This window comes from Paenibacillus auburnensis (genome assembly GCF_927798115.1).
Classification (GTDB): Bacteria; Bacillota; Bacilli; order Paenibacillales; family Paenibacillaceae; genus Paenibacillus_AQ; species Paenibacillus_AQ auburnensis.
In genome coordinates this window covers 94,333-109,731 of the sequence record NZ_CAKMMG010000003.1, presented here as the reverse complement: position 1 = coordinate 109,731, position 15,399 = coordinate 94,333, and the positions used below count along the sequence as shown (strand labels likewise).

Below are 15,399 nucleotides of genomic sequence, written 5' to 3'. Positions count from 1 at the left end.
TATGCATTCGGTTTATGGCAGACTGATGATGTTGCTGATAATGACAGCGGCTTGGGCACGGTTTGCAATCCCTTTTGGTACAAATGTGCTGTCCGTCATGCCCTTCACAATTCCTTCCTGAGTAAGCAGCGCTACCGCGTTTTTACTGTAGGAAGCAATGCTCGATTTGTCCTTGAAGTTCGCCAGTATCGCATCCGTATCGGTAACCGATTTGCCTTTGAACTTCGTCAGGGCATTCGCGGCGATGATCGCCATCTCTTCCCGTGTGATAGAGCGGCTGGGTTCGAACTTGCCGACGCCTACACCGCCCACCAGACCATTCTGGACACCAGCAGCAACGTAGCTGTAGGCCCAGTCAGTGGTAGCCACATCACTGAAGGTAGCTGATGCATTCTCTAGCGGCAGGTTAAAGGCACGGACGATCATGGTGATGAACTCGGCACGGGTCACTTCTTTGAGCGGTGCGAAGGAGTTGCCGCCCACACCCTGAAGGATGCCTTTAGCGGTTAATTCTTTGATAGCCGATGCGGCCCATGCAACATTGCCAAGATCGGTGAAGCTAACCGCAGGAGCAGGTGTAGCTGACGGCTGAGGTGCAACCGGAGCAGGTGTTGTTGTTGGTGCCGGTGTTGCTGTTGGCACAGGTACACTCGTACCCGGAGTAGCAGGCGGTTCCGGTTCAAGCACACCGTTATCCATGCCGTCTGCTTCCGTAGCTGCCGGAGCGGAGGCATAGATCGCATTGGCCAGTAACCGGAACTGGTTCTGCGGGTGATATTTATTGAGCAGATCATTTGCGAACAAGGTCACATGAATGTTGTCCGTCTGATAATTCAGGGCCAGCACCTGACCTTTAGCAGCATCGCTATTCGGCCACCAGCCGGCTTTGAAGAAATCTTCGCCCGTTCCGTATTCCGCCAGTATTTCAGCGCCTTGCGGAACAGCCGTGATGTAAGCAGCCGAAACAGTATACAGGTATTCATTGTCTGCATAAGGAGCCGTTATTACGCTGTCCTGTGAGACGTTCGCTTGGAACAAGCCTTCATGTGCTGCAGCCTTTTTCGCTTGGTTGACCGGATTGGCATAGTCCAGGCCAGGTAAAATATTCAGAGATTTGATACTGCCCAGCATGGTGCGTCCATATCCGATGAACGGTTTGCCGCTGGCAATCAGGCTCGTGCCTGCATTGACCAGCACGTCTGCAGCTGCCGTGTCGGTAGTCACTTTAAATCCAAGATCGGCTAAGATGAAGGAAGGTGCTCCGGCAATGCCTACATTCGCCGGCTTGAGCAGCTTGCCGGTCTTGTCTCCCGTAGTGCTGAAAGGCACAAGGTCGAGTAAGTATTTGGAAGATACAGTTCTCAGATTGGATCTGGAGACCAGGAAGCTGCCTTTTTCATATCCGGCTCCATTATTGGAGAGCAAGGTTACTGCTTTGTGGTTCGCAAGCAATTCGTTAACTGCTTTGATCGCATCGTTGTTGCTGTTGCGGATAACGTAATTTTGCGCAAATGGATACTGATCAAGGTTAGTTGTCGGAATGACGACACTGCTAACCTGCTGGGTCTTGCCAGTGAAGGCACCGGTGCTCCGGCTGATGTAGCGGTCGAATCCGCGCATATCCGCAAAATTCTGTACGGTGTCGGAATACATCGCATCAAAGTCAGAGACATCCAGGCCGTCATACAGAACCAGGTTGGCATAGCCGCGTTTGGCCTGATGCATGTTCACCACATAGGTGCCAGCCGGATAGGTGACTCCATCCACGCTTACCGGTGTGGTCGTCTGCTCAACCTTCACTCCGTTACGGAGCAGATACTGCACCATTTTGTAAGTTTCCAGCTCGTTCTTCTGCAGATCTTTGGCTACCGGAAGCACATAATATTCAGGGAAGAAGTTCGTGTCCGCCGTCTCACGCTCACGGCCGATGGATTCATATTTGGCATTTACCAGATACGGATCAACCTCTTTGTGGTCTTCATTATTGATGCCGCGTTTAAAGATTTCGAGCTGGTTCAGGAAGAGCTCTTCTTTATTGTCCTGCACATAGCTGGTGGCAGCCAGTGCTGCATAATAGAACGCATCGAGGGAATCTTCATTCAGCTCCGGCACCTCGATGGTATGTCCAAGGGCACCCTGGTGCATCGCATAGACTGCGGTGTATGCCGGGGAAGCATCATCCCATCCGGTGGCATTGCCGTAAGGATTAGCATAAGCCGGGTCATTCTTTAATTTCTCCGCTTCCAGATAAGGGATGTGGTAAGCATCATATTTGGTATTGGCGATCCCGGCATTACCCATGGCTGTAGCCTGTTCAAGCATGTTATCCATAACCAGATCGTATTCGATGTTCGGATCATGCGGCGGTGTACAAGGCTCGATCAGGAAGCCGCTCACGAAACCGTGCATATCCAGGAAGCTCAGCGGTGTCCACTTGGCAATTTGTGCTGTGACAGCCTGGGTCTCCGGTTGTGTCTGGTAGGAGTTATCGCGGTTCGGGTCGAGCAGCGTTGAAGTAGCGCGTGTGTTCAGAGCACGTCCATCCGGATTCTCCACATAATCGAGCAGGAAAATCACATTGTCCAGCGCCTTGTCGATGTCCAGTGCTACCGGAACCACGTTACCGTTCGCATCGGTCGTATCATAGTTGACGATTTTCTGGGTCATCAGTGTATCCAAAAACTTAATAATGACATCTACACCATTGGCTTCATCCGCATGGATATTGTTCAGCCAAATCGGCACTTTATAATCCTGCAACTGGCCGTTTTTGATCATCTCCTGCAATGCAGCAGGGTCATTGTTCATCAGCGGCAGTGTTTTATTCAAATATTGGTCTACGGATGCCTTGTCCTTAGCGACGATGGAGAAGTGGATCGCCCGTCCCTGTGTGGACGTACCGATCTGCTGATATTCTACATAACGGCCGTATTTATTATTGCTGTCAGCTGTAATTCTATCGATCGCCGGTTTGATTTCATCATATGTATGATAGGTATCATACGGGTTCAGCTTCACTTGCTGCTGTGCCAGCACCTGGCCGGCAGGAGCGGCCGCTGTAAGGTTGTATACCCCGGCAAGCTTGACATATTCGGCCCGGATTCCGCTTAGGGACAGATTGGAGCCGAAAGGCATATCGAAGTATACCAGAGCGGTGACCGTTGTAGGTGAAACAGGCTCATAGGTTACTTTTACGAACGGATCTCCTGTATAGGCTCTAACGTTAGAAGCGTTATTCCATTTTTTCCACTCTGCCAGCGGTTTCATCTCTTCCGCCGTTCTGCCGAAATTCCAGGTAAGCTGGTCTGCTGTGACACCTTCAGGAAGGGTTAGCGTAACCAGCATTGTTCTGGCTTCAGTCATCGAGGCCTGGTAGACTTCTGCCGATACGGTAGGTGCAGGGGTTTGATAGACTTCTGAGGTAACTGTAGCGGAAATGCCGGAACCGGTTGATGCCGGTGCAGTCAGAACCTGAGTCTGAACTTCAGTGACAGCTTCACCCGCATAAGCTGCGGGAAGGATTCCGGATAACGTCAGGGTTAATGCGATTAATAAGGATAATAATTTCTTGGTCATTATTTACCTCCCAGTGTTTCTCTCTATTTATATATTTGCTGGTACTAAGGACAACAGCGTATGCAAGTTTATGCATCCCTCCATTCAGATTCGCATGGTAATGTTCCCATGAACATGTCATATTCACATCACATGTAACGAATTAATATACATTAAATATTTTTATTATGCATTTGAATTAATATAATATAGCATTTTATTTAAAAGCGGAAGCTTTTTTCATAGAATAGATTCAAAAAAATTTTCCCGCCAAAGAACGAAACCCTAAATCGAATGACCCAAGTAAATCCAGCCTTCGGCTAACAGGACCGTTACTATAGATTCATTTTCAGAATGCAAAAATAATAAATTCTTCCAATCTGCCGCAATAGTCTATAGAATATTCTCCATAGAAGGATAACTATCTCGAACCAGAAAGACTTTGTACCCCGAGGGATGAAAGAGGAGTTGGCTCCATTATGTCGATCATTGAATACGACTATTTTATTGGAAAACGTTTGGCGAACCACATTTATGCAGACAATGGAATATTGTTAATTTCCAAGGACACGATTCTTCGAAAGAGTCATATCGAAAAGTTAGCAAATTTCAAGATTCAGCTGGGCAGTGTGGAGGCAGCCGTCGAAGGCTATGTAGAGGAAGAAGCGGTCCGGCCGGAAGTTCCCGTATTGCCTCGTTCTGCAGCCGCCGCGGAATCCCGCGCCAAAGTAAAACGGACTGAAATGCATCTGCAAGAAATAGACAAGCTTGTACGGAACAACGGCACCGTTCCTATGGAGGAAGTTGAAGAAAAAATACTCCCCTTTATTAAAGACACTGCGAAGAGATATAACCTATTCCAGGTATTCTCCGAACTTAAAGACCAGGGGGATTACCGCTATAAGCAAAGCATCGGGGTTGCTGTCATTGCCACCTCGCTTGGCAAATGGCTCAAGCTGGATGAAGAGGAACTGAGTCTTCTGACCATAGCGTCCTGTGTGTATGATATTGGCACGGTTAAGCTGCCTTCTTCCTTAATGAATAAACCGGGAAGGTTTGAAAAGCACGAACAGGAAATCATGAAGCAGCATACCGTACTTGGTTACGAACTGCTGGCAGGCTCGGATGTGGATCCGCGTGTTGCCTTAGTCGCCTTACAGCACCATGAAAGGGAAGACGGCAGCGGGTACCCGCATGGATTAAAAGGCGATCAAATCGACCGGCTAAGTAAAATTGTCACCTTGGCAGATATATATATGGCGATGATCTCAGACCGGCCGCATAGACCCGCGTTTACTTTTTTCGAAGTCATCAATGAAATTCATAAAGGAATTATACATAACCGTTTTGACTCTGCGATAGGCATGACGTTTCTGGATTCGCTGCTTGCGAATCAAGTCGGATGCGAGGTTCATTTATCAGACGGACGTACGGGGAAGATTCTGCTTACTAACGTGAATTATCCTACAAAGCCGCTTGTTGCAATTGATGATAACGAGTTTATTGATCTTAGTAAAACGAATGACCTCCACATCATGGATGTTATTGGATAAGAAGATTCCGAAGGAAGTGTGCAACTATGAATCTAGAGCTGGTCATGCAGGAGCTGGAAGCGCTCGGCAAGGAACGAACCAAGCAAATCTACCTCTCGAATGGCGCACACGAGCCGCTGTTTGGTGTGGCTACCGGAGCAATGAAGCCGATCTTCAAGAAAACCAAAATCAATCAGCCATTGGCTGAGCAGCTATACGCCACCGGAAATTACGACGCTATGTATTTCGCCGGCATCATTGCCGACCCGAATGCGATGTCGGAAGCCGATTATGACCGGTGGATGGACGGGGCCTATTTTTACATGGTGTCTGATTTTGTGGTGGCGGTAACCTTGGCTGAAGCGGATATTGCGCAGCAGGTGGCCGATAAGTGGATCGCGAGCGGCGAGGAGCTGCGGATGTCCGCGGGCTGGAGCTGTTACTGCTGGCTGCTCGGCAGCCGTAAGGATCACGAATTCTCTGAGCGCAAACTTGCCGGTATGCTGAAGACTGTGGAAAATACAATTCAGGATGCTCCGGAACGCGCCCAATACGCAATGAACAACTTTGTATACACAGTGGCGGTATCTTATCTGCCCCTTCATGATCAGGCATGTGAGACAGCCAGAAGCATAGGCCCGGTAGAAGTCAATACGGGTAAGCCCCGCAGCAAATTTATTAACGCCTGCGACAATATTCAAAAGGCCGTAGATAAAGGACGGATTGGTTTTAAACGCAAGCATGTGCGATGCTGAATGAAGAAAGCGACTTGTCTAACAGATGAGTTGCTTTTTTTATATGAATCCTAAGCGTTTTCGCGTCGTTTTGCATATTCTTGGGGGGGAAGATGCCTTTATTACGGGAAAGTAATAAATTGTATATGACACACATCGTTACATAAGCTATAATGAGGTCTAAAAAAGAAAATGGGGCGTCGATTCATGAATAAGGTTAAAGGTGAACAAAGCCTGCTTTCGGAGAAGAAGGAGCGTTTTTCTTCCAGCGGCTTTATTTTTGCAGCCATCGGCAGCTCGGTGGGTCTGGGGAATATGTGGAAATTTCCGTATATTACAGGGGAAAATGGCGGTGCAGCGTTCTTCCTGCTCTTCATTGTCTGTCTGGTGCTGATCGGCTTGCCGGTGCTGCTCGCTGAGCTTGCCATCGGACGCAGCGGCCGCGGAAGCGCAGCGACTTCGTTTATCCGGGCCGGAGGCGGAAAAGGCTGGAAGGCAGCCGGAATTCTGCAGGTGCTGGCTCCGTTTCTAATTCTATCTTTTTATATTATCGTTGCCGGCTGGACACTGAATTACGCAGTGATTTCCTTCAATGGACAATTGTTCAGTACCAGTGATTATGCCGGTGAATTCGGCTCCTTTATTTCCGGATATGCGCCGATTGTCTGGCAGGGTGTAGCCATGCTGGTTACGGCAGGTGTAGTCGTCCTCGGGGTATCAGGCGGGATTGAGAAATTTAACAAGGTACTGATTCCAGGTCTGGTAGTTCTGCTCATTGTGCTAATGATTCGTGCTGTAACCTTGCCGGGTGCCTCTGAAGGTGTATCGTTCTTCCTTAAACCGGACTTCTCGGTACTGACTGCGGAATCAGCATTGGTCGCTTTGGGACATGCCTTCTTCTCCTTATCGCTCGGGATGGGGATTCTGCTGACCTATGGCTCTTATGTAGATAAAAAACAGTCACTGGGAACGGCTGCATTCGCAATTGGCGGCGGAGATTTGCTCTATGCGTTAATCGCTGGACTGATTATTTTCCCGACAACGTTCTCGTTTGGTATTGCTCCCGATCAGGGGCCTTCGCTGATCTTCATCGCGCTGCCGGCAGCTTTCTCGGCTATGCCTTTTGGCGGATTTTTCGGCGGTTTGTTCTTCATCCTGCTGGCGATTGCAGCGCTGACCTCAGCGGTATCCCTGCTTGAAGTTCCTGTATCCTTTGCAATGGAGCGCTGGAACTGGAGCCGTCAACGTTCGGTCTGGATCTTGTCACTGGTCTGTTTCCTGCTTGGAATTCCTTCGGCGCTGTCGCTCGGAATGTTCCCTGAGCTGACGTTCGGAGGTAAAGCCCTGTTTGACTGGATGGATTTCATTACCTCTAATATTATGCTGCCGCTTGGCGGTCTGCTGATTACTGTTTTTGCCGGATACTTCTGGAAAGGTGCGGCAGAAGCGGCCGGGCTTCAATCGCGTTGGTTCCGCATCTGGCTGTTCATGCTCCGGTATGTGGCGCCTGTGCTGGTGTTCCTGGTACTGCTTCATACGTCAGGGATTATCTCCTTCTAATCAATATTGAATCATTAGTAAGCCATCGGGACTTGTCCCGGTGGCTTTTTGCTGCAATTGGAGCATAACGATTAAACTTCTTGCTAAAGCATACAAAATATTAAAATTGATACGTTATCAATGCTTCTGATCTTTTGATATATTGAGCTGTAAGGGCTTACATAGAAAGGATGATCAGAATTGAGGATGAGGCAAAAGGTAATCTCTGTTGTTGTGGCAGTATTGTTGATGTTAAGTTCATTTTCATTCAACTTGGGAGCGGCTGTGGCTGCAGATTCGAACGGTCCGTATATTGTGAACGGCGGTTTTGAGTCGGATTTTTGGGCCGATAAGTCATGGAGTGTGGAAACCGAAGCGTGGGATCAGTTAGATATTCAGCAGTTTGCGTACACTTCCGATAAATGGCTCACACCGGATGAAGGGACGCATGCCTTTAAATATTGGATCAAGGATACTGCTGCCGGAACCACGGCATTCAAGGTAAAGCAGAGCATTCCTTCTCTTCCTGCGGGAAGCTACGAGCTTACAGTGAAGTCTATGGGCGGTGCTGATAAGCAAGCGGGACATGTTGAATTATTTGCGGGTACAGAGAAGGCGCCAGCTGCTGCCACCACCGGCTATAATGCTTGGGGAACGGTCAGCCTGAAATTTGTTCTGACGCAGGATACCGCAAATCTTGTACTTGGAGCGAACATCAGCGGCGGTCCGGGCGCTTGGGGATATGCGGACAGCTTTGAGCTGAAGCAGACAAGCACCGAGGCGGTTCCGCCGGTGGCTGCGGATATTTTTGTGAAGAAGGTGGAGGGACTTCCGTCTGACTTTATTAAGGGCATGGACATTTCCAGCATTATTTCGTTAGAGAACAGCGGAGTTAAATTTTATAACGAAGCTGGAGAGGTACAGGATATCTTTAAGACCGTACATGAGGCCGGGGTGAACTATATCCGGGTGCGCGTATGGAATGATCCTTTTGATTCAGCTGGAAACGGTTACGGTGGAGGCAATAATGATCTGGCAACCGCAATCGAAATCGGCAAAAGAGCGACCGCAAACGGCATGAAGCTGCTGGTGGACTTCCATTATTCCGACTTTTGGGCGGATCCGGCCAAGCAGCATACACCTAAGGCCTGGGCAAATTTGAGTTTTGAAGAGAAGAAGACTGCACTTTATAACTATACCAAAGAAAGTCTGCAGGCTATGCTTGATCAAAAGATTGATATCGGCATGGTTCAGGTAGGCAATGAAACCAATGGACAATTCGTCGGGGAATCCGACTGGACGAAGATGAGCGAATTGTTCAGTGCAGGCAGTAAAGCGATCCGGGAGACCGACCCGGGCATTCAGATCGCACTGCATTTTACGAATCCGGAATCGGCAGGCAGATATGCTTCCTATGCCAAAACCCTGCAGGATAATAAGGTAGACTATGATGTATTTGCAAGCTCTTATTATCCGTTCTGGCACGGCACATTAAGCAATTTGACCTCTGTACTGAAGCAGGTTGCCGACACGTACGGTAAAAAAGTGATGGTAGCCGAAACCTCTTATGCGTATACCGCTGAGGATGGGGACGGGCATGGCAATACTGCACCTCAGAGCTCGGGGCAAGTTCTGGACTACCCGATCAGCGTTCAAGGCCAGGCCAACTCGCTCAGAAATGTAATCGAAGCGGTTGCCAAAGTGGGTGCAGCGGGGATCGGCGTATTCTACTGGGAGCCGGCGTGGCTTCCGGTAGGTCCGAAGGATAAGCTCGAGCAGAATAAGCTCCTCTGGGAGCAATACGGCTCAGGCTGGGCAGCCAGCTATGCGAAGGAATATGACCCTAAGGATGCAGGGGTATGGTATGGCGGAAGTGCTGTTGACAACCAGGCATTGTTTGATTTCAACGGGCACCCGCTGGCTTCACTGAATGTGTTCAAATATGTGAATACAGGGGCGGTTGCACCTCTCGCCGTTGATGAGATCAAGGATGTCACGGTGACGGCTGTTGCAGGTGAACCAGTCCAGCTGCCGTCCGTAACAAGCGTTACTTATAATGATGGAAGTACCGGAACGATCCCTGTTGTCTGGGATCAATCCGCACTTGAACAAGCGGTAACCAAGGGAGCCGGCAGCTATGTGATCGGAGGAACGGCTGAAGGCGGCTTGACGGTGAAAGCTTATCTGGAGATTAAAAAACAGAACTTCATTCTTAACGCAGGCTTTGAGAATAACGACCGGAGCATGTGGGAGATCACCTATGGTGCAGGAAGCAGCCCGCATACCGATTATCAGAATAAAGCGGCGGATGCCAAAAGCGGAAATTATTCGTTACACTTCTATTCTGCCAGTGGAGTTAATTTTAGCGTAACGCAGACGGTATACGGGCTGACTCCAGGTTACTACAATCTGTCCATGTTTATCCAGGGCGGAGACGCTGTTAATCCGGAGATGAATCTCTTCGCGGTAACAGGCGGAGCGGAAGTGAAAACGGACACCGGAGTGAACGGGTGGACGCAGTGGAATAACCCGCAGCTCGAGAATATTCTTGTAACGGACGGAAAGCTGACGATCGGTGCCCGCGTTAAAGCAGACGGCGGCGCATGGGGAACACTGGACGATTTCTATTTGAGCTTTGTGAAGGGAACCGGAGAGCAGGAGCCGGATCCGGGAACGGAAACACCAGGAACGGAAACGCCTGGAACAGGAACGCCTGGAACGGAAACACCAGGAACAGGAACGCCAGGTACGGAAACACCAGGAATAGAAACGCCTGTGACCCAGCCGTCTACTGGAGTAACCCAGCCTCAGACCGAAGTTATAGCGGTCAATGGAGATGGCAGCAGTCTGATTATTAACCGTACGACCCTGGCGGACGGAACGAAGAAAGACAAAGTGGACTACACTGCAGCAAAAGCGCTTGAGGCTGTAAACAAGGCTGTTGCAGCCGGCCTTGATACGGTACGGCTAGTTCTTCCGGATACAGAGGATAACGTCGCTGAGCAGGAAATTGGCTTGTCTAAGGATACCCTGAAGACCATAGCATCCGGCAAGGTTAATCTGGAGATGTCTACAGTGAATGCCAGACTGATTCTGCCACAGCAAACTCTGGCTCAGCTGGACGGGGATTATCAGTTCAAATTCACCCCGGTTAAGAGTGAACAGGCAATCAAGGCTGTGGAAGAACGGGCGAAGCGGGAGCAGATCGTTCAAGCAGCTGCGGGCTCAGGGGCTGTTCATGTTGTAGGCCGTCCGGTCAATATTGAGACAGGTGTGAAAAATCAGCCGGTAGACTTGATCCTCCCGCTGCCAGGTAATGTGCTGCCAATGGATGCAGCAGCGAGAGAGGCCTTCCTGTCTCATCTGGTGATCTATGTTGAACATAGTGACGGGGAGAAAGTGCTGGTTCAGCCTCAAGTGGTGCAATATTCTGCCGATAAGCTGGGACTGAAAATCAGTGTGAACAAGTTCAGTACCTTCACTGTGCTAGACATGGATAACTGGTCTGCATCCCCTAAGAAATCACATGAAGCGTATATGCAAGGCTACCCTGACGGGACGTTCAAACCGGAGCAAGCCATGACCAGAGCTGAGCTGGCGGCAGTTCTGTCCCGCCTTGGAGCCGTTAAGACTTCAGATGCCCAGGCGGTGGCTTACACAGATCAGAATGATTTCCAGTGGGCTGCGGGTGATATTCTTAAAGTGACTTCAGGCGGATTAATGACAGGTTATCCAGACGGCACCTTTGGGCCGGATCTGTATATAACCAGAGCTGAAATGGCTGCGGTTGTCGTACGCTGGATGCAGCTGAGCGGGGAACCTGTGTCAACATTCACGGATACTGCTGATCACTGGTCGGCTCACAACATTGCACTGGTTCAACAGGCCGGTTATATGAAAGGGATGCCGGACGGAAGCTTCGGGCCGGATAAGTACTTAACCCGGGCAGAAGCGGTAACTATTTTCAACAGAGTATTGAAACGTGGGCCTTTATTCGGTATCCAGTCTTCCAGCTGGTCGGATGTGTCGAGTAGCCATTGGGCTTTCTATGACATTGTTGAAGCCACCACAAACCACAGCTACACAACACGGGAAGCTGGCGGAGAAGCAGCAGAGTAAGGAAGAGGTCAAAGTTAAGGTTGTGCAAGCAAGATGCCTTATTTCATAGGTAATTAATAGTTATATTTAAAGAACCGTTTCAGCAGAGACTTGTCAGGCCTATAAGCCGGCAGGTCTCTTTCTTTTGCCTGAATTTCATAAATTAGTATTTCATTATTTTTTCATTTTTTATAGCTATAATGTGTCTTAAGGATATTTAAAGGCGGACTTCAATTTATGGCAGAGCCAAGCGCCACATGATCTAACATTTTTGGAACTGGAAAGCAGGATATTATGCACATTTTATTAGTAGAAGACGACGCCAAGCTTGGCTATATGATTCAGTATAAGCTCACATCTGCAGGACATCGGACGGAATGGGCCCGCAATTCCGAAGAGGCGGAACTGTTTTTTTCTACTGCGGAATTTGACCTGTATATTCTGGACTGGATGCTTCCCGGCAAAACCGGTCTGGAGCTATGCCGGCAGCAGCGAAGCCTGAACGACAACACGGCTATTCTAATGCTGACTGCACGCGGAGAGATTGAGGATCGCGTTAGCGGACTTCTGACAGGAGCGGACGATTACATGATCAAACCCTTCGCATTCGAAGAACTATTAGCCCGAATTACCTCCCTGGACCGCAGAAAGCAAACCCGGGGCTATAACATAAAGTATGCGGTCAGCGGCCTCCGGCTGAGTCCGGACACACAGGAGGCAGAGCGTGACGGTGTCCCTTTGACGCTTACCAAACGCGAGTTCCAGCTGCTGGAGTTTTTTGCCCGTCATCCGAATGTCGTGCTCTCCAGAGAGCGTATTCTCAATTCTGTGTGGGGCAGTGAAGCTAATGTAACGCTGAACGCTGTCGATGCCGTCATCAAGCTGCTGCGAAAAAAAGTCGATGACCCATACTCTGTGAAGCTGATCAGGAGTGTACACGGAAGAGGTTACCGTTTAGTAGATAACGGAGCTGACCATGATGATACCTAATACCCGCAGGCAATTAACCATCTTTTATAGCACGATGATTGGATTGATTCTGCTCATTATGGCAGGCTCTTATTATTGGGTATTGACGGATGTGATGCACAGGGATGAAAAACATAATCTGGAATCGGCCGGACAAAAAGCTATGGATGAGTGGCGGAATAAACCGGAGCAGTCGCAGGATGCTGAGGAGATTCATGAACAGCAGCAGGATGGCGCCCGTAGAATGGAATGGGAATATCTGCAAAGCGACCAGTTCGCTGTCATCACAGATTCTTCATGGACGATCTTCGTTCATTCACCGGAGGGGAATAATCTGCTGATCCAACCCTCCTTCCAGCAGCAGCTGGAGGCCCAAGGGAGTAGAAGCTACATTCATTTAAGTCTATCTTCGGGTAGCAACCAGGCGAATTACGCGGTATTGCGTCTGATGACAGGTGATGAAGAACATCCTGTTCTCTGGATCGGGGAAGAGGTGAGCAAACAGGAACATCTATTAAAAGAGATGAGGCTGCTCCTCATCGGGATCACTCTTCTCCTCCTGGTGGTGACTACAATCTTAGGTTATATACTGGCCGGCCGGGCTATACTTCCTCTCAACCAAGCGTTTATCCGGCAGCAAAAATTCACCGCTTACGCATCCCATGAGCTAAGGACCCCTCTCAGTGTGCTTCAGCTATCAGTGGACATCCTCGAAGAGGAACAGCACAAGTTATCGCCTGTCCATCAGACGGTGCTTCAGGATATGAAAGAAGAAATAGAGCGTATGACACGTTTGACCGGACAGCTGCTTACACTCGCCAGAAATGATTCCCCTCTGCAGCAGATGAGGCGTGAGGTATTCGATCTGCAGCACAGCCTTTCTTTTGCAGCCGCAAGAATGCAGCTAATAGCTCTGGAGAAAAATGTGAAGCTACAATTCCACATCAGCTATACGGAAGAAGGCTTTACCTGTATAGGTGACAGCGAACAGATTGACCAGGTGCTGTATATTCTTTTGGACAATGCCATTAAATATTCTGCGGAGGGCGGCACAGTTACTATGGGAATTACCCGAAATGACAACGGTACTGCGAATGTAATCATTCAGGATACGGGTTGCGGGATTTCCGAGGAGGATATTCCTCACTTATTCGAACGGTTCTACCGGGTAGACCAAGCCCGTACAAGGGAACATGGCGGCACCGGACTGGGGCTGGCTATCGCTTATGAGATTGTAAGCAGGCATGGCGGCAGAATCGCCGTAACCAGCACCCTGCATCAGGGGAGCACCTTTACGGTCATCCTTCCTGAAACCAAACGAATCCTTAGACAACCACTCAAGTAGAAACGGCTACGCCGTCCGTATAAGTACGGTATCCGTTTCAGCGAGAAAGATAAGGATAATTGTTTGCACGGAGCATATAAATCTTATCTTTTTAAAAAATGGAGGTTTTATCGATGTTCACTGAAGTTTTTAACCACACCCATCCCATTGTCGTACATTTCCCTATTGCCCTAATCCTCATCGGATTCGGTTATGATTTGGTGCTGGCCTTAAAAAAACGCTCTTTGAATCCTGTCGGCGGGTTATGGATGTGGCTGCTTGCTGCAGGTGGAGCCTGGATCGCTATTGCAACCGGGCCGGATGATGATGCCAGAGGTGTGACATCATTCTTAGAGCCTCATGAACTGCTCGCCACCTTAACCGCTTGGGTCGTTACTTTGATCGTTGTATGGAGATTACTGATGTACTTGAAAGGGAAACGCGAATTTGTAAAAGCTCCGCTGGTGCTGTACCTGGTTGTTTCGTTTGCTTCCTGCGGCCTTGTACTGGGAACCGGTTATTACGGCGGCAAAATGGTGTATACGGATGGCGTAGGCGTATCGGCCAATGGCACTCTGGTCAATCCCCCTGTGCAGGGGAATCACAAGTAACCAAATAATCGATGTAAGCCCTCAAATGCCGACTAGGCTACGGATATTGTATGGACAGCAGCCTATTCATCACTATCGATTTCTCGGTTTCCAAGTGTTTGTACCGGACGGTTGTCATGCGGGAAAATAGCGGCGAATTTGCCGATCTGCTCACCGGACCATTGCACCGGATTCTCCAGGACGATCCACTGCACTCCTTCGGTACACGGCGGTGTGGTGAGCGAACCCTGGTAGCGGAACGAATGAAGATCTGCCGGCAGCAGCCCATTCAGATTGAAGTTACCCTCCACCGGAGTTTCTTCTTCACTTTCTTTGGCCGGAAGCAGGGACCATAGCTGGTTCAGTGCGGTATTTTCGCTGCCGCTATGAATCAGAACACTCAGCACGGCAAGCGACCCTTCCTCGCTTTTATGTACCAGATGCAGCTCCATTTCAGCATGTTTGCCGTCCAGCTCATGCTCGCTGGGCAGATGGAAATGGAACTGCTGCAATATATAGGTCTTTCCTTCAACCACAAGCCGGTTATCCTGATTCTTAAGGTTTACCTGGATCGTATGGCCGTTGTTAATGATAGCTACAGGGGAAGGCGAATACTCCACCTTGATCGGGGATAGGCTCTCGTCGTCCTTTACTTGGTCATGAAGGATATTAACCGGTGATTGAGCGGTACCGGTACTGCAGGTTGTGAACAGCTGATCCAGCTCAGCCCAGTGCTCCGGAGAGGTATCACCTTCATAAGACCAGTGCGCCTGATGTGCACCGGTAGTTGGTGAGGGTTCGTTTTTTCCTTCTGCCTCATTGTTAGTTGCGTTGTTTCCGCATCCGGCCATCATAGACATAACCATGGCGGGGAACAGTATTCGCGGTATCCATTTATTGATGCGCATACAGCAGCCTTCTTTCTTTTTCTTATGGAACATTGTTATTTATATTGTAAATAATGGATGTATGAGCAACAAGTGAAAAAAGACTCAAGCCTTTTTTGGTTCTAAGTATCCAGTTATCCTGGGCCTGCCCCTTCGTTCATTTAGCGAGTC

The 15,399-nt window shown here is 49.2% G+C and carries 9 protein-coding genes; 7 read left to right on the top strand and 2 right to left on the bottom strand.

Going from position 1 to position 15,399, the window contains the following annotated elements; translation table 11 throughout:
- Positions 1 to 12 precede the first annotated feature (12 nt).
- Positions 13 to 3,576, bottom strand: a complete 3,564-nt coding sequence (locus L6H70_RS14540) for a M14 family metallopeptidase (RefSeq protein ID WP_236334256.1) — start codon at positions 3,574 to 3,576, stop codon at positions 13 to 15.
- Positions 3,577 to 4,034: 458 nt separating this feature from the next.
- Here L6H70_RS14540 and L6H70_RS14535 point away from each other — a divergent pair, with 458 nt between their 5' ends.
- The 7 genes from L6H70_RS14535 (at position 4,035) to L6H70_RS14505 (ending at position 14,362) form a co-directional block, all read left to right on the top strand.
- Complete coding sequence (locus L6H70_RS14535; protein ID WP_236334254.1) at positions 4,035 to 5,108, top strand: HD-GYP domain-containing protein; 1,074 nt, start codon at positions 4,035 to 4,037, stop codon at positions 5,106 to 5,108.
- Between the two features lie 26 nt (positions 5,109 to 5,134).
- Complete coding sequence (locus L6H70_RS14530; RefSeq protein WP_236334252.1) at positions 5,135 to 5,842, top strand: DNA alkylation repair protein; 708 nt, start codon at positions 5,135 to 5,137, stop codon at positions 5,840 to 5,842.
- A 186-nt stretch (positions 5,843 to 6,028) separates the two neighbouring features.
- Complete coding sequence (locus tag L6H70_RS14525; RefSeq protein WP_236334250.1) at positions 6,029 to 7,381, top strand: sodium-dependent transporter; 1,353 nt, start codon at positions 6,029 to 6,031, stop codon at positions 7,379 to 7,381.
- 186 nt (positions 7,382 to 7,567) lie between these two features.
- Positions 7,568 to 11,479: a glycosyl hydrolase 53 family protein gene (locus L6H70_RS14520; RefSeq protein ID WP_236334248.1), complete on the top strand. Its 3,912-nt coding sequence runs from the start codon at positions 7,568 to 7,570 to the stop codon at positions 11,477 to 11,479.
- A 273-nt stretch (positions 11,480 to 11,752) separates the two neighbouring features.
- Positions 11,753 to 12,448, top strand: coding sequence for a response regulator transcription factor (locus L6H70_RS14515; RefSeq protein ID WP_236334246.1), 696 nt, complete (start codon positions 11,753 to 11,755; stop codon positions 12,446 to 12,448).
- Complete coding sequence (locus L6H70_RS14510; RefSeq protein ID WP_236334244.1) at positions 12,438 to 13,772, top strand: sensor histidine kinase; 1,335 nt, start codon at positions 12,438 to 12,440, stop codon at positions 13,770 to 13,772. The genes L6H70_RS14515 and L6H70_RS14510 overlap by 11 nt, the downstream gene beginning before the upstream one ends.
- 113 nt (positions 13,773 to 13,885) lie before the next feature.
- The gene (locus tag L6H70_RS14505; protein ID WP_236334242.1) at positions 13,886 to 14,362 is read left to right on the top strand and encodes a DUF2231 domain-containing protein; all 477 of its coding nucleotides are present in this window, start codon (positions 13,886 to 13,888) and stop codon (positions 14,360 to 14,362) included.
- Between the two features lie 62 nt (positions 14,363 to 14,424).
- On the opposite strand, the gene L6H70_RS14500 is transcribed toward L6H70_RS14505, so the two are convergent.
- A complete protein-coding gene (locus L6H70_RS14500) occupies positions 14,425 to 15,249 on the bottom strand; it encodes a carbonic anhydrase (RefSeq protein WP_236334241.1) in 825 nt (274 codons plus the stop codon).
- Positions 15,250 to 15,399: the final 150 nt, after the last annotated feature.

Bases quoted from the DNA above. Each gene is read 5' to 3' on its own strand.
- L6H70_RS14540 (WP_236334256.1), bottom strand. From the start codon at position 3,576: ATGACCAAGAAATTATTATCCTTATTAATCGCATTAACCCTGACGTTA.
- L6H70_RS14535 (WP_236334254.1), top strand. From the start codon at position 4,035: ATGTCGATCATTGAATACGACTATTTTATTGGAAAACGTTTGGCGAAC.
- L6H70_RS14530 (WP_236334252.1), top strand. From the start codon at position 5,135: ATGAATCTAGAGCTGGTCATGCAGGAGCTGGAAGCGCTCGGCAAGGAA.
- L6H70_RS14525 (WP_236334250.1), top strand. From the start codon at position 6,029: ATGAATAAGGTTAAAGGTGAACAAAGCCTGCTTTCGGAGAAGAAGGAG.
- L6H70_RS14520 (WP_236334248.1), top strand. From the start codon at position 7,568: ATGAGGCAAAAGGTAATCTCTGTTGTTGTGGCAGTATTGTTGATGTTA.
- L6H70_RS14515 (WP_236334246.1), top strand. From the start codon at position 11,753: ATGCACATTTTATTAGTAGAAGACGACGCCAAGCTTGGCTATATGATT.
- L6H70_RS14510 (WP_236334244.1), top strand. From the start codon at position 12,438: ATGATACCTAATACCCGCAGGCAATTAACCATCTTTTATAGCACGATG.
- L6H70_RS14505 (WP_236334242.1), top strand. From the start codon at position 13,886: ATGTTCACTGAAGTTTTTAACCACACCCATCCCATTGTCGTACATTTC.
- L6H70_RS14500 (WP_236334241.1), bottom strand. From the start codon at position 15,249: ATGCGCATCAATAAATGGATACCGCGAATACTGTTCCCCGCCATGGTT.